An 18993-nucleotide genomic window follows, 5' to 3' on the forward strand; every position below is an offset into this window, starting at 1 on the left:
GGCGGGGCGCGAATGCCCTTGCATTCCCCCTGCATGCCCGGCACAAGGATGGACTGCTAGGGCGAAACACCAAACAAGGGTTTTCGCGTCCGCTGCCGGTCCTGCCATCCCGCTGCAATCTCTTCGTTTTACGGGATTTCGGTGGATTTCATGCCTTGCAGTCGGAAATAGCCCTTCTTATATACGCCACATAACAGCAGCACAGCTGCGCGAACCCGTAAGACCATCTATGTCGAGGGGCTGTCAGTGGAATGCCTGTCAGGGGTTCCGACGGCCTGCTTCAAGGAGAGAATAACATGGCAAAAGTAATCGGTATCGACCTTGGAACGACCAATTCCTGCGTGTCCGTCATGGACGGCAAGGATGCCAAGGTCATCGAGAATTCCGAAGGCGCGCGCACCACGCCGTCGATGGTGGCATTTTCCGACGATGGCGAACGCCTCGTCGGCCAGCCGGCCAAACGTCAGGCCGTCACCAACCCGACCAACACGCTCTTCGCCGTGAAGCGCCTGATCGGCCGCCGCTACGAAGATCCGACCGTGGAAAAGGACAAGGGCCTCGTGCCGTTCAATATCGTCAAGGGCGATAATGGCGACGCATGGGTCGAAGCCCAGGGCAAGGGTTATTCTCCCGCACAGATCTCGGCCATGATTCTTCAGAAGATGAAGGAAACGGCCGAAGCCTATCTCGGCGAAAAGGTCGAAAAGGCGGTCATTACCGTTCCGGCCTATTTCAACGACGCCCAGCGTCAGGCCACCAAGGATGCCGGCCGCATTGCCGGTCTCGAAGTTCTGCGCATCATCAACGAGCCGACGGCGGCAGCGCTTGCCTACGGTCTCGACAAGAAGGAAGGCAAGACCATTGCCGTCTACGACTTGGGTGGCGGTACTTTCGATATCTCGATCCTGGAAATCGGCGACGGCGTCTTCGAAGTGAAGTCGACCAATGGCGACACCTTCCTCGGCGGTGAAGACTTCGACATGCGTCTGGTCGAATATCTCGCCAACGAGTTCAAGAAGGACAACGGTATCGACCTGAAGAACGACAAGCTCGCTCTGCAGCGCCTGAAGGAGGCCTCCGAAAAGGCCAAGATCGAACTGTCCTCGTCGCAGCAGACCGAAATCAACCTGCCGTTCATCACGGCGGATGCGTCCGGTCCGAAGCACCTGACGATGAAGCTGACCCGCGCCAAGTTCGAAAGCCTGGTCGACGATCTGGTGCAGCGCACCGTTGCGCCTTGCAAGGCCGCCCTCAAGGATGCCGGCGTTACCGCATCGGAAATCGAGGAAGTGGTTCTGGTCGGCGGCATGAGCCGCATGCCGAAGGTGCAGGAAATCGTCAAGCAGCTGTTCGGCAAGGAGCCTCACAAGGGCGTGAACCCGGATGAAGTGGTTGCCATGGGCGCCGCCATTCAGGCCGGCGTTCTGCAGGGTGACGTCAAGGACGTCCTGCTGCTCGACGTGACCCCGCTGTCGCTCGGCATCGAGACGCTCGGCGGTGTCTTCACCCGCCTGATCGACCGCAACACGACGATCCCGACCAAGAAGAGCCAGACCTTCTCGACCGCGGAAGACAGCCAGTCGGCCGTGACCATCCGCGTCAGCCAGGGCGAGCGCGAAATGGCGGCGGACAACAAGCTGCTCGGCCAGTTCGACCTCGTCGGCCTGCCGCCGGCACCGCGTGGCGTTCCGCAGATCGAAGTCACCTTCGACATCGACGCCAACGGCATCGTCCAGGTTTCGGCCAAGGACAAGGGCACCGGCAAGGAACAGCAGATCCGTATCCAGGCATCTGGCGGTCTGTCGGATGCCGACATCGAGAAGATGGTCAAGGATGCCGAAGCCCATGCCGATGAAGACAAGAAGCGTCGTGCCGGCGTGGAAGCCCGCAACCATGGCGAAAGCCTGATCCACTCGACGGAAAAGTCGCTGAAGGAATATGGCGACAAGGTTTCCGAGACCGACCGCAAGGCGATCGAAGACGCCATCGCGGCCCTGAAGACCGCCGTCGAAGCATCCGAGCCCGACGCCGACGACATCCAGGCCAAGACCCAGACCCTCATGGAAGTGTCCATGAAGCTGGGCCAGGCGATCTACGAAGCCCAGCAGGCCGAGGCAGGTGAAGACGCCGCGTCTAGCAAGGATTCCGACGATGATGTCGTTGACGCCGACTACGAAGAGGTCAAGGACGAAGACACGAAGAAGTCGGCTTAATGCGGTTGTCGAACCGTAACGTCATCTTCAAGGGGCTGGCCTTCGGGCCAGCCACATTTGTGTTGGCCTTGGGCGTGGCGACCGCAGCAAGCGGAGCCGGCGATGTCTATCGGACCGTCGTTGCCGCAGAGGCCGGCGTCGTCAAGGCGCTTACGGCCCGTGACGCCAAGGCACTCGGCCGCACGACGGCGTCGCTCGGCAAGCTGATCGAGGACGCGCTCAAGCGGCACCAGAGCGGCCAGGGCGCCACCGCTTGCGATATGGCGGCGCATTCGCTGGCCTTTGTCGCGGCCTCGGCCAGCGAAGGCCTTGCCAATAGCGGCGAAGCAAAGCGCCTGCTGCTGGATGACGCAAAAGCCGCCGCGGCCGATTTCGCCAAGGACATGCAGGCCTGCGACAAGCAGTCCGGCCAGAAGATGGGTAGCCACACCAGTGTGGAGAAAGCTTTGAGAGCTTTGTAAGACCATGGCAAAAGCAGATTACTACGAGACCCTCGGGGTTAGCAAAACGGCCGACGAGAAGGAGCTGAAAAGCGCCTTCCGCAAGATGGCCATGAAATACCATCCTGATAAAAATCCCGGTGATGCTGCGGCAGAGGTGAAGTTCAAGGAACTGAACGAAGCCTACGAGACCCTAAAGGACCCGCAGAAACGGGCCGCCTACGACCGTTTCGGTCATGCGGCTTTCGAGCAGGGCGGCATGGGCGGTGGCGGCGGTTTTGCCGGCGGCGGCTTCTCCGACATTTTCGAGGATATTTTCGGCGAGATGATGGGGGGCGGACGCGCCGGCGGACGGGCCCGTTCGACCAATGGTCGCGAGCGCGGCGCGGACCTGCGCTACAACATGGAAATCTCGCTGGAGGAATCCTTTACCGGCAAGACCGCGCAGATCCGGGTTCCGACCTCGATCACCTGCGAAGTCTGCACCGGTTCCGGCGCCAAGCCCGGCACCAAGCCGACGACCTGCGCGACCTGTCAGGGAAGTGGCCGTATCCGTGCGGCACAGGGTTTCTTTTCGATCGAGCGGACCTGCCCGACCTGCCATGGGCGCGGCCAGACGATTGCCGATCCGTGCGGAAAGTGCCACGGCCAGGGCCGCGTCACCGAGGAGCGTTCTCTATCGGTCAGCATTCCGTCCGGCATCGAGGACGGCACCCGCATCCGCCTGCAGGGTGAAGGCGAGGCAGGCCTGCGGGGCGGGCCTTCCGGCGACCTCTATATCTTCCTGTCCGTGAAGCCACATGAATTCTTCCAGCGGGAGGGCGCCGATCTGTTCTGTTCTGTGCCGATCTCGATGACGACAGCGGCCCTTGGCGGCACGTTCGATGTCGGGACGCTGGACGGCACCAAATCCCGTGTCACCGTTCCGGAAGGCACCCAGCCGGGCAAGCAGTTCCGGTTGAAGGGCAAGGGCATGCCGGTGCTGCGCTCCGCGCAGACAGGCGATCTCTACATCCAGATCCAGATCGAAACGCCGCAGAAGCTGACCAAGCGCCAGCGCGAGCTGCTCCAGGAGTTCGACCAGCTGTCGTCCAAGGACAACAATCCCGAATCGACAGGCTTCTTCGCGCGGATGAAAGAGTTTTTCGAGGGCTGAAACGTAGGCATCAAAATCACAGCGACGCCTGAGGCGTGCACGGTTTAATGACACAAAGGCCGGAAACATCGCGTTTCCGGCCTTTGTACCTTTGAGGAGCGCTCGGGATCAGATGGTGCGGGGACGAGGCATTCTGGCCACGAACCAGCCGAAGCGCCGGTGAATGAACGGCGCGACGAAGTAGACGATGCTCAGCACCATGATAGGCGCCAGGATCAGCGTGCGTGCCCAGAGCGGCCAACCTTCGGTCAGCGGCATGAGGATATAGAGAAGCCCGGTCACAAGCGGATAGACGGCGGCCAGCATCAGGGCCGCCAGCCGGACTTTGGATGGATTCGGGCGTATCGAATTGCCGTCGGATGCAGTGGTCATGATTTCTCTCTAATGAAACGATACGTTTCGTATATATCAAAACGATACGTTCCGTTCAAGCGAAATTGTGCTATGAAAGACGAAAACTGCAAAGGGAGAGAAGCATGCCCCCGACAAAGGCCCCAGCTGCGAAGCGCCGCGCGTCGATCGGCTCGCAACGCAATCCAGCCAGCGCAGAGGCCATCCTTGCTGCGGCGGAAGCTGTGCTCATCGAAAATGGCCTTGGCAATTTCTCGATCGAGGCGGTTGCCAAGCGCGCCAAAGCGGGCAAGCCGACGATCTATCGATGGTGGCCGTCCAAGGCAGCGCTGCTGCTCGATGTCTACCATCACCAAAAACACATGATCCCGCATCCAGACAACGGCGAGATACGAACCGATCTGGCAGAGTTCATCACCGGCCTGCTGGCCTTCTGGAAAGAGGGCAGCGGCGGCGCGGTGTTCCGCTCGATCATCGCAGAAGCACAGAATGATACCGCAGCGTCGAAGGCGCTGTCGGACTATGCTGCGGAGCGGCGCCGCGCCAGCGGCCAGATGATCCGCAATGCCCAGATCAGAAGTGAGGTTCGACTAGATATCGATCCCGAGCTGGTCGCCGAGATGCTCTCGAGCTTTGCCTGGAACCGGCTGCTCACCGATCGCCTCGAAACGAGCCCCGAAGAGATCCAGAGCCTTGTCGATATGGTCACAAGCGGTATCTGCGTCTCGCGCCCGGATTGAGTCTCAATAGTGGGGCGGCCGAGTGTTGGGCGGTGCTTCGCCGGATTGTTCTTCAATCGCCATAAAGCGCTCGGTCAGCCGATCGAGCTTGGCCCTGGTTTGCTCGACCACACGCCATTGCTCGGTCAGCTGATCGGACAGTTCATCGATGATACGCCCCTGATGCGCCACCGTTTCTTCAAGACGGGTGATACGATCGTCAGCCTCGGCCATTATGCTCTCCATCGGCGCCCTGCCTGCTACAGCTGCTCCATCCGCCTCCGGTCGCGGCAAGTCAACTGCCGCAAACCCAAAAAACGATCGATGCTATTCAGTGGCTTCCGCTTAGCGCTGCTTCTTCTTTTTATAGGGCATGAGCATGATCGCGGATGCCGCAACCGCCGCACCAAAGGTCAGGGCGAGCGGCACGGCGATCAGGATGGCCGGGAGGATGGAATTCTGGGCCCGCCCCAGATGGGTTCCGAGGCCGCCGATATCGAGCCAGATCAGCAGAACCGCCACCAGAAGGCCGAGACCGACGCCAAACCCGGCGTTCATGGCCAAAAAGCGCAGCATGTCCCAATGATCCTGGCGTGCCTCCTCAGGGGTCAGTTCGTCACGCTCTGGATCCATCGGGGAACTTCTCTTTTCACAACGGCTACTACCCTGATAAGTCTACACCCGCAGCCATCAAGCGTCCATGACAGCGGTTCCGGACCGCGGCCCGCCGCGCCGGGAACTGGAAAAATGATGCTCTGGCTTGCCTTGGCCGATCTTCCGGCCTAGGCCTTAGCGCAACATAGCCGTTGCGCCGACACTGCCGGCGAACCGCAGCTCCTTGGGCAAGGCACTCGAACCGGACGGAAATGACGCACAAGGTTTTTCTCAGCAGGCTGAAGCTTACCGATTTTCGCAACTATGCCACGGCATCCCTGGGCTTAAGCGAGCGTCACATCGTGCTGACGGGCGAGAACGGCGCAGGCAAGACCAATCTGATGGAGGCCGTGTCCTTCCTGTCGCCGGGGCGCGGTCTCCGGCGGGCCGTGCTTGCCGATGTCGTCAGAGCGGGGGCGCCCGGCGGCTTTTCGGTCTTTGCAGAGCTGGACGGCATGGAAGGGCCAGTGGAGATCGGCACCGGGACGGAGATGGTGGAGGACGGGCAGGTCAGGCGGCTTCGGATCAACGGCACGCCGGCGCGCACAGTGGACGAGCTCACCGACCATCTGCGTGTCCTGTGGCTGACGCCGGCCATGGATGGCCTTTTTACCGGCTCCTCCTCCGATCGGCGCCGCTTTCTCGACCGCCTGGTGCTGTCGCTCGATCCGGAGCATGGCCGTCGGGCCAGCGATTTCGAGCGTGCCATGCGCAGCCGCAACCGGCTTTTGAGCGAAGGGCGCTTCGATCCGGCCTGGCTTTCGGGCATCGAGCAGCAGATGGCAGCGCTCGGAATAGCTATGGCGCTGGCCCGCCAGGAGATCATGGCCCTTCTGATCAGCCTGATCGAGCAGCAGCGCGACGAATCCGTCTTTCCGGCCGCCTCCCTTGCCCTTTCCGGCTTTCTCGACGACGAGTTGCATCATCCGGCGATTGATCTCGAAGATCGCTATGCTGCCATGCTGGCACAGAGTCGACCACGGGACGCCGCCGCCGGTCGCACCCTTGACGGGCCGCATCGCAGCGATCTGCTGGTACGCCATGTCGACAAGAACATGGAGGCCGAGCGCTGTTCGACGGGCGAACAGAAGGCACTTCTGGTCGGACTGATCCTCGCCCATGCGCGGCTGGTGGCCAATATGACGGGCCACGCACCGATCCTGTTGCTCGACGAAATCGCCGCGCATCTCGATGAGGGACGGCGGGCCGCCCTTTTCGACCGGATCGATGCGCTGGGCGGCCAGGCTTTCATGACCGGCACGGACCGATCCATGTTTGCAGCCCTTCAGGATCGCGCCCAGTTCGTCACGGTCGAAGACGGCCGGTTTTCTTTCTGAGAGAGGCATGCCAACATGGCAATCATGGATCCACTCAGCCAAGACGAAATTGCGCGCTATCAGCGCCATATCCTGCTTCCCGAGATCGGAGGGGCGGGCCAGCAGAAGCTCAAGCATTCGCGCGTGCTGGTCATCGGCGCCGGCGGCCTCGGATCGCCCGTTCTCCAGTATCTGGCAGCCGCCGGCGTCGGCACGCTGGGGATATCAGACGATGACCATGTGTCGCTGTCCAATCTCCAGCGCCAGGTGATCCACGACAGCGGCACGATCGGCGAGATGAAGACGCAAAGTGCTGCGGATGCGATCGCAAGGCTCAATCCGCATGTGCGGGTGGTGCGTTTCGAGGAGCGTTTTTCGGCCGAGATGGCCGCGCTCCACCTGCCGCGCTTCGATCTGCTGATCGACGGCTCGGACAATTTCGACACGCGCTATGCCGCCGCAGACGCGGCCGAAATCGCGCGCCTGCCGCTGGTGACCGGGGCGGTCGGCCGTTTCGACGGATCGCTCACCGTATTGAAGCCTTACGAGACCGGCGCCGATGGAAAGCCCTTGCCGCGCTACCGGGATCTTTTTCCAGCAGCCCCGCCACCGGGCCTCATTCCATCCTGCGCCGAGGCGGGCATCGTCGGAGCGCTGACCGGCGTCATCGGAACACTGATGGCCATGGAAGCGATCAAGCTGCTGACCGGCATCGGTGAGCCGCTGGTCGGACGGTTGCTGCTCTATGATTCGCTCTCGGCACGCTTTGACACCGTGAAATACAAACGTCGCGCCACGGAGAAGACGGGCTGATGGTCGATATCCTGCCGATAACGGGCACTTTTGAGCGCTGGGACGATCTCCTGATGCTGATCACCACAGCCTTTGCGTCGATGAACGGGGTCATCGATCCGCCATCCTCGGCTCTGGCGTTGACACCGCAATCGCTGAAGAACAAAGCCGCAGACGAGATCGCCTACATGGCCGTGCAGGATGGCATTTTGCTCGGCTGCCTTTTCTGCCGGCTGGAGCCACCCGACGGCCTCTATATCGGCAAGCTCGCGGTCGCTCCGGTAGCACAGGGTAACGGCATCGGCCGCGCCATGCTGGCGCACGCCGAGGTGCTGGCCCGCAACGAAGGACTTAAAAAGCTGCGGCTCGAGACCCGGATCGAGCTTACCGGAAATCACCGGACCTTCCAAAGCTGGGGCTTTGAGAAAACCGCCGACCGCTGTCATCCCGGTTACGACCGGGTGACCTTTATCGAGATGGCCAAGCCGCTGTCCTGACGAATGTCAGGTACGGCCCGGCAGCACGCGGTTGGGCGGCCGGTGGCCGTCGAAGAATGTGCGGATGTTGACGATGACCTTCTCGCCCATGTCGATCCGCCCCTCCATCGTGGCCGAGCCCATATGCGGCAGCAGAACGGCCTTGCCGGCCTCGGCAAGCTTCAGGAGCTTGGGATTGACGGCCGGTTCGTTCTCGAAAACGTCCAGCCCGGCGCCGGCAATCCGGCCGTCGCGCAAACACTGGATGAGCGCTGTTTCGTCGATGATATCGCCGCGGGCCGTGTTGACGATGTAGCTGGTTGGCTGCATCAGCGCCAGCCGACGGGCGGACAGCAGATGAAAGGTCGCCGGCGTCGAGGGGCAGTTGACCGAGACGATATCGACGCGGGCCAGCATCTGGTCGAGGCTGTCCCAGTAGGTCGCCTCAAGCTCGTCCTCGGTGGCGGGGTTCACTTTCTTGCGGTTGTGATAGTGGATCGACAGGCCGAAGGCCTTGGCGCGGCGGGCGACCGCCGTGCCGATCCGGCCCATGCCGACGATGCCGATGCGCTTGCCCCAGATTCGCCGTCCGAGCATCCAGGTTGGCGACCAGCCCGGCCATTCTCCCGGCTTGTCGGTAAGGATGCGCGATCCCTCCGCAAGCCGCCGCGGCACGGCCAGGATGAGGGCCATGGTCATGTCGGCCGTGTCTTCCGTCAGCACGTTCGGCGTATTGGTAACGGTGATGCCCTTCTTGGCAGCGGCATCGACGTCGATATGGTCGAAGCCGTTGGAAAAGCTGGCGATCAGCTTCAGTTGCGGGCCGGCCTGCTCGATCAGCGCCGCATCGATGCGGTCCGTCACGGTGGGGACCAGGACATCGGCCGACTTGACCGCCGCCACCAGCTCCGGCTGTGTGCGGGGGCTGTCGTCGATGTTCAACTCGGCATCGAAAAGCTCGCGCATGCGCGTTTCCACCGCATCAGGCAGTTTGCGGGTGATATAGACCTTGGGTTTTTTCCTGTTCGTCATGGGGACTTTCGGCGCCTTATTCAGAGGTCCTTAACCAGGACGGGCGATAATTTACCCGTTCAGGGCCTTTTTTCTACCAAACCCGCAGGCGAAGACAAACAAATCTCGCACCTCGGCGGGCGGATTCATCTCCGCGGAATTGGCCGGTGGCGAGCGATCGGAACAAGCCGCTGAAATCGATCACTAACGGAACAGCCATGCCTAGCACTCTCATTCGCTATTGTCTCGTCTTCTGTCTGGCGCTTTGCGGCTTGTCCGGCACGGAACCTGCGTCGGCGCAGGGTGTATCGAAGGGTTCGAGCGGGCTGCCGCTGCCGCGATTCGTCAGCCTCAAAGCTGCCAGGGTCAACCTGCGGATCGGCCCCAGCACCGATTATGCCGTGTCGTGGCTCTACCTGAAATCGGGGCTTCCGGTAGAGATCATCCAGGAATACGAAAACTGGCGCCGTGTTCGCGACGCCGACGGCACGGAAGGCTGGGTCAGCCAGACCCTTCTGTCGGGAGAGCGCACCGCGGTCGCCGCTCCGTGGATGAAAGCCAAGGGCGAGGACGTCTACGTCAACATGCGTCGCGATTCGCAATCGACGGCAGCCATCATCGCCAAGCTTCAGCCCGGTGTCGTGCTGAAACTCGACGAGTGCAACGGCAACTGGTGCCGGGCCGAGACGGACGGCATGGAAGGTTGGGTCGCCCAGGCCGAAATTTGGGGGGCCTATCCCGGCGAAGCCTTCAAATAAGACCGGCCTTCTTGGCCGCCTTTTCCAGCGAACCGGACGGACGCGGGCCGATCTGCTGGATGACGATGCCGGCCGACAGGCAGCCGAGCTGTCCGCAATCGAACAGCGACCGACCTTGCGTGTAGCCGAACAGGAAGCCGGCGGCAAAGAGGTCGCCTGCCCCTGTCGTATCGACCAGATTGTCCACCCGGGTCGCCTGCACGCGGACACGCTCATCGCCGCGCAGGATAATGGCGCCCTCCTCACTCATCGTCACGGCCGCAAGCTTGCAGTCCTTGGCAATCAGTGAAAGCGCCTCTTCGAAATCATCCGTCTGGTAAAGCGCCAGGGCCTCCTGCCGGTTGGCGAAGACGATGTCGACCGTGCCGGACCGCATCAGATCGAGGAACTCATCGCGATAACGATCAACGCAGAAGCTGTCGGACAGGGTCATCGATGTCTCCCGGCCATTGTCATGGGCGATGCGGGCACAATCGAGAATGGCCTGCTTGGCACGCGGCGGATCCCACAGATATCCCTCGAAATAGGTGACCTTCGACTGAGCGACCACTTCCGGCTCGACATCTTCCGGGCCCAGTTCGACGCAGGCGCCGAGATAGGTGTTCATCGACCGCTCGCCGTCTTCGGTCACGAAGATCATGCTGCGGGCAGTCGGAGGCTGTTTGCCCTTGGGCTTGGTCTCGTAATGCACGCCTTGCGCGCGGATGTCATGAATGAAGATCTCGCCAAGCTGGTCGTCGGCAACCTTGCCGAAATAGGCAGCCTTGCCGCCCAGGTTGGCGATACCGGCCGCCGTGTTGCCGGCGCTGCCGCCCGAGGCCTCAACGGCCGGGCCCATCAGGGCATAGAGCTTTTCGGCCCGCTCCGCATCGATGAGGTTCATCGCACCTTTGGTAATGGCATTGTCGATCAGGAACTGGTCCTCACAACGGGAAATGATATCGACAATAGCATTGCCAATGGTGAGCACGTCGAATTTCGTCATAAAGGCCGGATCCTTGCCGTTAGAAGTCCGTGTTCGGTCATACCGGTTTTTCAACACTTTGGAAGAACAAACCATCCGGAAAGCCATACTGCAGACCAATAAACGGACCGATAACGACGGCCAAAATACCGTCCAATGGCGAAACGGTCGGCGCGCGCCGCCATGATGGCGTTCGCGTCATGCCGTTGTCACTTTCGTTGGCTATGAAGCATCTCACAAGATGCCACGGTGGGGACACGCGATTGTCCCGGTGGCGCGAGGAGCCATGATCGGTTCAATATTGCGGGACGTATGCCGACCACGGATGGACTGGCGGCAGCGTCTCAAGTCCCGGTTTTGCCGGGCACAGGAAAGCGGGGATTGCCCCGCTTTTTTTGTTGGTCCCCATCGATCGGATCGTACCGAAGGTACCTGGCAAAGCGATTGCCAGACCTTGCGATAGGCTGTTAAACGGACGGGCGCGCCGCGATTGATGAAAGCCAGCCCTCCATGTCCGCCATTGCCCTGAACGTCTTTCCGATCTTCATCCTGATCCTGCTGGGTTGGATGATCGTCAAGACCGGCGTGCTGAAAGCGGATGTGGGCGACGCGCTCGGTGAATTCGTCTTCAAGATCGCCGTGCCTTTCCTGTTGTTCAATACGATCTACCAAGCCGATTTTCACGGCGCCTCGCCCTTTCGCCTGTGGATCGCCTATTTTTCCGGCGTCGCCATCACCTGGACCCTGGGACACCTGATCGCCACGACCTTCTTCGGACGGGACGCCCGTGTCGGCGTTCTGGCCGGCGTGTCCTCCGCCTTTGCCAACAACGTGTTCATTGGCCTACCTCTGGTCGGCCGCACGGTCGGCGAAGACGGTATCGTCGCGCTCTCCATCCTGCTTGCCGTGCATCTGCCGCTGATGATGGTGATCGGCACGGTGCTGATGGAAAATGCGGAGCGAAAGGTCGGCGGCGGTCCCTCGCGCGGCCTCGGCACGATCCTGCGCCAGATTGCCGCAAACCTCATCAAGAACCCGCTGATCATCGGCCTTGCCGCAGGCCTGGCGGTGCATGTTTCCGGCCTGCCGCTGCCGCAGGTGGTCTCAGGTGTCGTTGCGCAGATCGCAGGCATCGCCGCGCCGGCGGCGCTGATCTCGCTCGGCATGGCGCTCAACAAATACGGCATTTCCGGCAATCTGGGGATAGCGACAGCCACCTCTGTGCTCAAGCTCTTCGTGCTTCCGGCCTGTGTCTGGGCGGCCTGCCAGTTGCTCGGGCTGAGCTCGCAATGGACGAGTGCCATGGTTCTGACATCGGCCGTGCCGACCGGGATCAACGCCTGGCTGATCGCCAACCGCTTCGGCGTCGGACACGGGCTGGCCGCCTCGACCATTACGCTGACGACTGCGGCCGGGGTGTTTTCGGTGACGTTCTGGGCCTGGCTTGTGGGCTGACGCCCGGACGGCGTTACGCTGACCCGCTTACGACCAGCCGGCCATGCGCCAATAGAGATCGTTGGCACGATCGGCCTCGGCATTTTCCTGGACCGGAGCCTCGTCATCGGCCGGTTCGCCGGCGGCAGCGCGCAAGGCTTGCTCTTCGGCATCGTCGCCCTCGTCGGACATGGTGCCATCGTCGGCCATCTGCTGCTCGGCGGCTTCCTCTTCGGCACCGTCGTCCTCATCGGACTTCTGCTTCGATCCGGTCGGCTCGGTCGGCTCCTCGAATTCCTGCATGGCCAGATAGTTGACGATGGGCAGCGGAATACCGTCGCGCGGCATGGCGGTCCGGAAGGCGGCGAGTTCCTCGTCGCGCGACGAGGTGGAGCCAACCGGGCCTTGATGGTCCATGCCCTCGTCCGCAACGGCGCGGGCATCCTCCTCGGTATCTGCTTCGCTCGTGGACGGTGCCGTCGCCTGGGCCGCCGTGCGAGTCGCCATATCCTCCGACACATCGGCCGATGGGAGATCAGCGGCCACATCGACGCTTGCGGCAGAGGTCGATCGCTGCGGCTCTGTTTTGGTCTCCGGCGCCTCGGCACGTGCCGCGGCATGATCGCTGAGGGCGGCCTCGATGGCAGCAGCAGTGGAACTGATCACTTCCTTCCAGCCCTTGAGCACGAACATCGTCTGCACCGGCTCGGACGTCCGCGGCGACCGGTCTATCCGCTCATCCAGAGTACCGGATGCAGCACGTTGCGTGGCATGATTCGGTGACGCTTCATCCTGGCGAACCGAGGCGGCGGTATCCGGCAAGTGGGCATCAGGTGCAGATGGGGACACGGCAGCACCGCGCGTGCCAGGTGCAGCACCATCAGGGGCCATGCGAGCCTGTTCGGGGGCAGCCGATCGCGCTCCGGCCTCGAAGGTCTGACGCAGCCGCTCCTGCAAGGCTCGCGCGCCCTTTTCCAACGGCACCGGCGCGCCGCTGTCGTGCGACGCTGCCTCGGGTTCATCAGCAACAGCGGTTTCGACATTCGGGTCATTCGCCAGAGGCGGCGAACCGTCGGTCGACACCGATTCCGCTGTCGTGGCGTCGTGACCGCTGGCAGGCTCAACTGTTGCTGCCAGCATCCGAGGGGATGAGTTTACGCCTCCGGCCGTATCGGATCCGGCATCGGAAGCGCCCGCGGCATGCTCGGCTTCCCGCCCGGCCGTGTTCGATGTCACATCAGCAATTCCATCGTCCGCAGGCCTTCCATCGGCCGAAGCGGGTGCGGCATCGACGTGTACCTCGGTAAGTGACGCTGGATCTGCGGGCAGGCGGGGCTGTTCCGACCGGCTGGCGGCTGGCGGCATCGCACTGGCCGGCTGGGTTTGAGCCGGCTGGGTTTGAGCCGGCTGAATCTGCTGGCCCGGAGCCACAGATCTCGGCTCGCCGCTATTCTGGCGATAGGAGGTCACCACCGTGCGTGTAGCGAGGTCGCGTTCCTTGTGGCGGGCAATTTCGAGGTAGACGGCAAGCTTTGCCGCTTCCGGGCCAGCCGGATTGCGGAAGGCGTCGGTCAGCATCCGCAGCTTGATGCCGGTCATGGCCTGGGACAGCAACCGCTCCAGAACGAGCCGATCCTGTGGTGTCAGCTTGGCCAATGCCTCGACGAATCGCTGTGCAAAGGCGCCATTGGTCTCGCCGCTCTTGCGAACCACCCCAATGGCCTGACCCACCATGTCGGCGAGGAAAGCGACATTTCCGGCCATCTGCTCGTGGCCGCTCAGCATCAGAATGTTCAGCCTTCCGGCAATCGCCGGATTGAGGTCCTGGCCGCTCATGACAACCGGATTGGCGGCTTGAACCTGCACGTCGGTGCCTTTCGCCGGCAGGATATCCGGGCGATGGTCCTGAAAGGCGATCGAGGTACTCGAGACTGTTTGAACCGGAGGCAGCATCGCTCACCCCTTTATCGTTGATGGCTAAACAGGCAGGATCATGAAACAGGTCACTCATGCGACCGGCGCCGTTCCTACGGGAACTTGCGCAAATGTTCCGACCAAATCGTGTCGGCTTGTCGATATCAAAACCGATATTGGACCAAATTTGTTAACAAATCGCTAACCATAAACCAAAGGCAGCAGCTTGCCGGCCATGGAAGGCTCGCCTACATAGGTTTGACGTCTCACTGAAGAATCACTCGAACTCAGCCGTCTGTGGCGGTCCGGTGGATGCCCCCATGAATATCCTGAACCCCATCTTGAACACGGACAGCTACAAGCTCGGGCATTTTCTGCAATACCCGGCTGGCACCAGCGCCATCAGCGGCTACATCACCACGCGTGGCGCTTCGCCGAAACCCGAAGTGGTGTTCTTCGGCCTGCAGATGTTCCTGAAGGAATATCTGTCCCGCGCAATCACCGCAGCCGACATCGATGAGGCGGAGGAGGTTGCGACGCTGCATGGCCAGCCTTTTGATCGCGCCGGATGGGAACATATCGTGACGACCCATGGCGGCCTGCTGCCGCTGCGCATCGAGGCGCTTGCCGAAGGCAGCATCGTGAGGCGCGACACCCCCATGGTCCAGGTGGTGAATACGGACCCGCGGGTGCCATGGCTGACCTCCTACATGGAAACGGCGCTGCTACGGGCCGTCTGGTACCCCTCCAGCGTTGCCAGCACGGTGCGGCGCATCCGCGAGACGCTTCTTCCCTTCCTGGAGCGCAGCTGCGATCAGCCGGACCTGATACTGCCAACCAGGCTCAGCGATTTCGGGGCGCGCGGCACGACCAGCCTTGAGCAATCCGGCATCGGCGGCGCGGCGCATCTCCTGCAGTTCCGCAATACCGACACCCTGCCCGCCGTTCTCTATGCCCGCAAATATTATGGTGCCGAGATGGCCGGCCTGTCCGTGCCTGCATCCGAACACACAACAATGGTTGCCTGGGGGCAGCCACGCGAAACCGACGCCTATTCCAACATGATCGACCAGTTCGGGCACTATCCGGCCTATTCGGTGGTGTCGGACAGCTACGATATCCAGAATGCGGTGGCAGAGGTCTGGGGCAAACAGCTGCAGACTAAGGTCCGGGCAGCAGGCGGTACGCTGATTGTCCGCCCCGACAGCGGCGACCCGATCGATACCTCCGTGCAGGTCGTGGCGCAACTGGCCTATGCGTTCGGCACCCGGCTGAACGGCAAGGGTTACAAAGTGCTCGACGATGCCGTTCGGGTTCTGCAGGCTGATGGACTGTCCCTGCAGGATATGACGATGATCCTTGGCCGGCTGGAAAGCATGGGCTTTTCGGCGGAAAACATCGCCTTCGGCATCGGCGCGTCGCAATTGCAGAAAGTCAGTCGCGACACCTATTCCTTCACGATGAAATGCAGCGCCCGGCAGGATGCCGACGGGTCCTGGCACGACATGTCGCGCCGCCCGACCAATATGCATGACAAGCTGCCACGCGCCGGGCGCCAATCGGTCATCGTCGAGGACCGCGACCTTGTGGCTGTCCACCGGGATGAACTGGGCGGTCGTCAGGATCAACTGGTAACAGTCTGGGAGAACGGCAAGCTGCTGCGGGACTGGACATTCGAAGAGATCCGCGCGCGGGCAAGGGGCTGATGGCCCCAAGCCTTAAGGCGACAGGTTGCGGAACATCCGATAAAGACCGTTGTCATCCGAATTGACGGCCGAAATTTCCCCTTTGACAGGTTTGGTGCGATCGTATTTTTCCGCAGGCATGGCATCGAGCCATGTGGCGGCGACACGTCGGCCGGCTCCCGATGCATCGGCGTCATCACTCTGATCCGATTCGTCCCAAGCAGACGAGCCCTGGCCCAACGGTGCGGCCGCCGGCGACAGAAACATGTCGAACAGATCGGCCTCGTCGCTTTGGCTGGAATCGCGGTTGCCGCGGTGCCCAGCCGAAGTTGGAGACACCCCGTTCATCGGCTTCGTAGCTGCATCCATCATGGTCGCATTCGGTCTGTCTTCGACGAGACGCAACAGGGTTGCGCCAGCCGTCGCCGGTTACATTTTGTCAAACGCTAATGTAACCGACAGCCGTTAAAGAACCCTCACCGATTTGGCGAGGATTCTACCGACATGAGCGGACCTGTCGCGCGCCTCATACCAAATATCGATGATAGGAGCCTATAGGTTTCTATTATCGAGACTTGGTATCAGCTATGGGCAAAGATGTCCGTTTCCTCCCAGCCGAGCAGATCGAGCTTGGCACGGGTGGGCAGGAATTCGAAGCAGGCCTTGGCGTGATCCATGCGGCCATCGCGCACCAGCCGCTCGGTCAATCGGTCACGCAAAGCATGCAGATAAAGCACATCGGAGGCCGCATATTCGAGCTGGGCCGGGGAGAGCTTTTCAGCCGCCCAGTCCGACGATTGCTGCGCCTTGGAGATATCCACCTCCAGCAGTTCCTTGAGGTTGTCCTTCAGGCCATGGCGATCGGTATAGGTCCGGCAGAGCCGCGAGGCGATCTTCGTGCAGAAAACCGTACCGCAGGTCACACCGAAGGTGTGGAACAGGACGGCAATGTCGAAGCGGCCGTAATGGAAGATCTTCTGGCGTGCCGGATCGGCCAGCATGGCCACAAGATGGGGTGCTTGCGTCTGGCCGGCGGCAATGCGGATGACGTCTGCCGTGCCGTCGCCGGGGGACAATTGCACCACGCAGAGGCGATCACGCCGGGGGACCAGGCCGAGCGTTTCCGTGTCGATGGCGATCGCGCCGGTATAACGCTCGGCATCGACCACCGAAATATCCCCTTCGTGGTAGCGAATGGTGGAAGCCATCAGTGTCTCCAAGTCAGCCAATTCCAGATCTTGGGCGGGGCTATAACCGAAAGCAGCGCCCGGCGATACGGCATTTGCGGCGATTCGGGCCGTTTGCAGTCCGGAACCTAACCGTCCGCAGCACCAAAACCGTTGCGACGCATGATCGGCCCCTCCTCCGTCAGCGCCGTATAGGCAAGCGTCTGGTCGAGATGGGCGGCGCGCAGCGACAGAAGACGCTCCGCATAGCGCAGCCTGACGGCGGCATAATCGACATTCTGCGCAACATTGCGCAATTCGCCCGGATCAGCCTGCAGATCGAAGAGCAGCGGCGGCAGGCCGGCGAAATGCACATATTTATACGCCTCGTCGCGCAGCACCGCCAGATTGCACTGGTTGGAGCGCAGGCCGAAATGCCGCTCCGCATCGCCGGTGACGACATCGCGGAAATCGAACTCCCAGAAGGCGCAGTCGCGCCAATCGTCCGGCGCGACCCCGTCCAGAAACGGCAGCAACGACCGACCGTCCTGATGATTTCCCGCCGCCACCCCCATGCGCTCACACAGCGTTGGCATCAGGTCTGCCGCTGAGGTGAAGGCCTCGACATGGCGACCTACCGCACCGGCGCTGACCGGATCGCGGATCACCAGCGGCAGATGATAGCTTGCATCGAAAAAGCCGCCCTTGCCGAGCGACCAATGGTCTCCCATCATCTCGCCGTGATCGGAAGTGAAGACGATAATGGTGTTTTCCCATTCGCCGCGCTCCTTCAGCGCATCGATGATGCGTCCCAGCTGATAGTCGACCTCGGCGATCATTCCGAAATAGACCGCCCTGATCGTATCGAAATCCTGCTCCCGCCAGTCGTCGACCCTGCCTACCGCGCCATGCACGAAACTCGATTTCATCTGCCGCGACAGATCGTAGGCAATATAGGGATGGACTGCTGCCTCGAGATCGCGGCTGGCGGCGCGCGCCATCGGCGGGCCATCCTCCGGCTGGAACATGGTGTTGAACGGCGCCGGCACGCAGAACGGCGGATGCGGGCGCAGGAACGAGAGATGGGCAAACCAGGAACGGCTCTGCTCGCCGTGCCAGCGCAGGAAGGCATCGGTGAGGAAGGCGGTCTGGGTCTCGTCGCGGCCATAGGCCGGCGGCAGGACATCGGCATCGGTCGCGCCTGCCGGGCCTGTCCGGTGAATATCACGGCTCAACGCCGTTGCATGGCCTTTGTTACGCAGCCAGCTCAACCATTGCCGCTCGTCCTCAAGCAGGATCTGCCCGACCGTGAAGCCCGGGAGCACGCCCTCATAGCTTTTCAAATGCGGATCGTTTTCATGCAACCGGCGCGGATCGGGCGATACGTCGGTATAGCCGAACAGGGTGGGATCATAGCCGGCCCTCCGCGCGGCAAGGGCGATGGTGTCGAACCGACCATCCAAGGGCGAACCGTTGCGGCAGACGCGGTGGTTCATCTGGTAGAGGCCGGTATAGATCGAGGCCCGGGCCGGCGAACAGGGGGCAGCACCGGCATAGTGACGCCGGAACACCAGGCCTTCTCCGGCCAGCCTGTCGACATTCGGCGTCCGCACCACGGGATGACCGACGACCGACAAGCAGTCACCGCGCCACTGATCGGCAGTTATCAGCAAAATATTGGGAGGCATGTCACAGCGATCGGGTTGGGACAAATTTCGGACGGGCACGCCCTCCGTCGCCCATGGGACAGGCGCGGCCAGCACTTGGATCAGATTGGTCCGGCATCGTGCCACTGGCAACAGAAAAGTGGCCGCCCTGACCAGACCGAGCCTCAAAATGTCCGTCCGTCAACTTGATCAACTACGTCCAAGCTATGCGCGTGGGCATGTGACAAGGCGCTCTATGCCGCGAATTTGACCACTCTTAGTAGGGTCGGACCGGAGA

19 protein-coding genes are annotated in these 18993 nt (G+C 61.8%); 10 read left to right on the forward strand and 9 right to left on the reverse strand.

All coding sequences use genetic code 11. The features are described 5' to 3' along the window. Positions 1–296 precede the first annotated feature (296 nt). Genes dnaK through dnaJ form a run of 3 tightly spaced genes read left to right on the forward strand, consistent with a single transcriptional unit; the run spans position 297 to position 3809 of the window. Entirely contained in the window at positions 297–2213 is a 1917-nt protein-coding gene (gene dnaK, locus HFC70_RS12405) for a molecular chaperone DnaK (RefSeq protein ID WP_168473577.1), read from the forward strand. Next, on the forward strand, positions 2213–2674 hold the full coding sequence (locus tag HFC70_RS12410; RefSeq protein WP_168473578.1) for a hypothetical protein: 462 nt from the start codon (positions 2213–2215) through the stop codon (positions 2672–2674). The genes dnaK and HFC70_RS12410 overlap by 1 nt, the downstream gene beginning before the upstream one ends. A gap of 4 nt (positions 2675–2678) precedes the next feature. Beyond that, complete coding sequence (dnaJ, locus tag HFC70_RS12415; RefSeq protein WP_168473579.1) at positions 2679–3809, forward strand: molecular chaperone DnaJ; 1131 nt, start codon at positions 2679–2681, stop codon at positions 3807–3809. A 108-nt stretch (positions 3810–3917) separates the two neighbouring features. On the opposite strand, the gene HFC70_RS12420 is transcribed toward dnaJ, so the two are convergent. Beyond that, positions 3918–4181 (reverse strand): hypothetical protein, encoded by a 264-nt coding sequence (locus HFC70_RS12420; RefSeq protein WP_168473580.1) that lies wholly within the window; start codon positions 4179–4181, stop codon positions 3918–3920. A 104-nt stretch (positions 4182–4285) separates the two neighbouring features. Here HFC70_RS12420 and HFC70_RS12425 point away from each other — a divergent pair, with 104 nt between their 5' ends. Beyond that, a complete protein-coding gene (locus HFC70_RS12425; protein WP_168473581.1) occupies positions 4286–4900 on the forward strand; it encodes a TetR/AcrR family transcriptional regulator in 615 nt (204 codons plus the stop codon). A 3-nt stretch (positions 4901–4903) separates the two neighbouring features. On the opposite strand, the gene HFC70_RS12430 is transcribed toward HFC70_RS12425, so the two are convergent. Next, positions 4904–5113, reverse strand: a complete 210-nt coding sequence (locus HFC70_RS12430; RefSeq protein ID WP_168473582.1) for a SlyX family protein — start codon at positions 5111–5113, stop codon at positions 4904–4906. A 111-nt stretch (positions 5114–5224) separates the two neighbouring features. Beyond that, positions 5225–5512 (reverse strand): hypothetical protein, encoded by a 288-nt coding sequence (locus HFC70_RS12435; RefSeq protein WP_210259245.1) that lies wholly within the window; start codon positions 5510–5512, stop codon positions 5225–5227. 233 nt (positions 5513–5745) lie between these two features. On the opposite strand from HFC70_RS12435, the gene recF reads away from it, so the two are divergent. The 3 genes from recF to HFC70_RS12450 are packed head-to-tail and all read left to right on the forward strand — an operon-like array spanning position 5746 to position 8138. After that, positions 5746–6870 (forward strand): DNA replication/repair protein RecF, encoded by a 1125-nt coding sequence (gene recF, locus HFC70_RS12440; protein ID WP_168473583.1) that lies wholly within the window; start codon positions 5746–5748, stop codon positions 6868–6870. 24 nt (positions 6871–6894) lie between these two features. Continuing rightward, positions 6895–7662 (forward strand): molybdopterin-synthase adenylyltransferase MoeB, encoded by a 768-nt coding sequence (locus HFC70_RS12445; RefSeq protein ID WP_168473776.1) that lies wholly within the window; start codon positions 6895–6897, stop codon positions 7660–7662. Next, positions 7662–8138, forward strand: coding sequence for an N-acetyltransferase (locus HFC70_RS12450; protein WP_168473584.1), 477 nt, complete (start codon positions 7662–7664; stop codon positions 8136–8138). Before HFC70_RS12445 ends, HFC70_RS12450 begins: the two co-directional genes overlap by 1 nt. A 6-nt stretch (positions 8139–8144) precedes the next feature. Here HFC70_RS12450 and HFC70_RS12455 read toward each other — a convergent pair whose 3' ends face one another. Continuing rightward, the gene (locus HFC70_RS12455; RefSeq protein ID WP_168473585.1) at positions 8145–9149 is read right to left on the reverse strand and encodes a D-glycerate dehydrogenase; all 1005 of its coding nucleotides are present in this window, start codon (positions 9147–9149) and stop codon (positions 8145–8147) included. Between the two features lie 197 nt (positions 9150–9346). Here HFC70_RS12455 and HFC70_RS12460 point away from each other — a divergent pair, with 197 nt between their 5' ends. After that, complete coding sequence (locus HFC70_RS12460; protein ID WP_168473586.1) at positions 9347–9886, forward strand: SH3 domain-containing protein; 540 nt, start codon at positions 9347–9349, stop codon at positions 9884–9886. Here the strand turns inward: HFC70_RS12460 and HFC70_RS12465 are convergent. Next, complete coding sequence (locus HFC70_RS12465) at positions 9879–10871, reverse strand: adenosine kinase (protein WP_168473587.1); 993 nt, start codon at positions 10869–10871, stop codon at positions 9879–9881. The two genes, HFC70_RS12460 and HFC70_RS12465, sit on opposite strands and share 8 nt — an antisense overlap. Before the next feature lie 489 nt (positions 10872–11360). On the opposite strand from HFC70_RS12465, the gene HFC70_RS12470 reads away from it, so the two are divergent. Then, positions 11361–12305, forward strand: a complete 945-nt coding sequence (locus HFC70_RS12470) for an AEC family transporter (RefSeq protein ID WP_168473588.1) — start codon at positions 11361–11363, stop codon at positions 12303–12305. Between the two features lie 27 nt (positions 12306–12332). Here the strand turns inward: HFC70_RS12470 and HFC70_RS12475 are convergent, their stop codons facing one another. Beyond that, positions 12333–14237 carry a hypothetical protein gene (locus tag HFC70_RS12475; protein WP_168473589.1) on the reverse strand — a complete coding sequence of 635 codons (1905 nt, stop codon included), beginning with the start codon at positions 14235–14237 and terminating at the stop codon, positions 12333–12335. A gap of 281 nt (positions 14238–14518) precedes the next feature. Here HFC70_RS12475 and HFC70_RS12480 point away from each other — a divergent pair, with 281 nt between their 5' ends. Next, complete coding sequence (locus HFC70_RS12480) at positions 14519–15904, forward strand: nicotinate phosphoribosyltransferase (protein WP_168473590.1); 1386 nt, start codon at positions 14519–14521, stop codon at positions 15902–15904. A gap of 12 nt (positions 15905–15916) precedes the next feature. Here the strand turns inward: HFC70_RS12480 and HFC70_RS12485 are convergent, their stop codons facing one another. The 3 genes from HFC70_RS12485 to HFC70_RS12495 form a co-directional block, all read right to left on the reverse strand. Further along, positions 15917–16288 (reverse strand): hypothetical protein, encoded by a 372-nt coding sequence (locus HFC70_RS12485; RefSeq protein ID WP_168473591.1) that lies wholly within the window; start codon positions 16286–16288, stop codon positions 15917–15919. 176 nt (positions 16289–16464) lie between these two features. Further along, positions 16465–17091, reverse strand: a complete 627-nt coding sequence (locus HFC70_RS12490; RefSeq protein ID WP_168473592.1) for a ribonuclease D — start codon at positions 17089–17091, stop codon at positions 16465–16467. Between the two features lie 107 nt (positions 17092–17198). Next, on the reverse strand, positions 17199–18737 hold the full coding sequence (locus HFC70_RS12495) for an alkaline phosphatase family protein (RefSeq protein ID WP_168473593.1): 1539 nt from the start codon (positions 18735–18737) through the stop codon (positions 17199–17201). Between the last annotated feature and the right edge of the window lie 256 nt (positions 18738–18993).

This window comes from Agrobacterium sp. a22-2 (assembly GCF_012276985.1).
Classification (GTDB): Bacteria; Pseudomonadota; Alphaproteobacteria; order Rhizobiales; family Rhizobiaceae; genus Allorhizobium.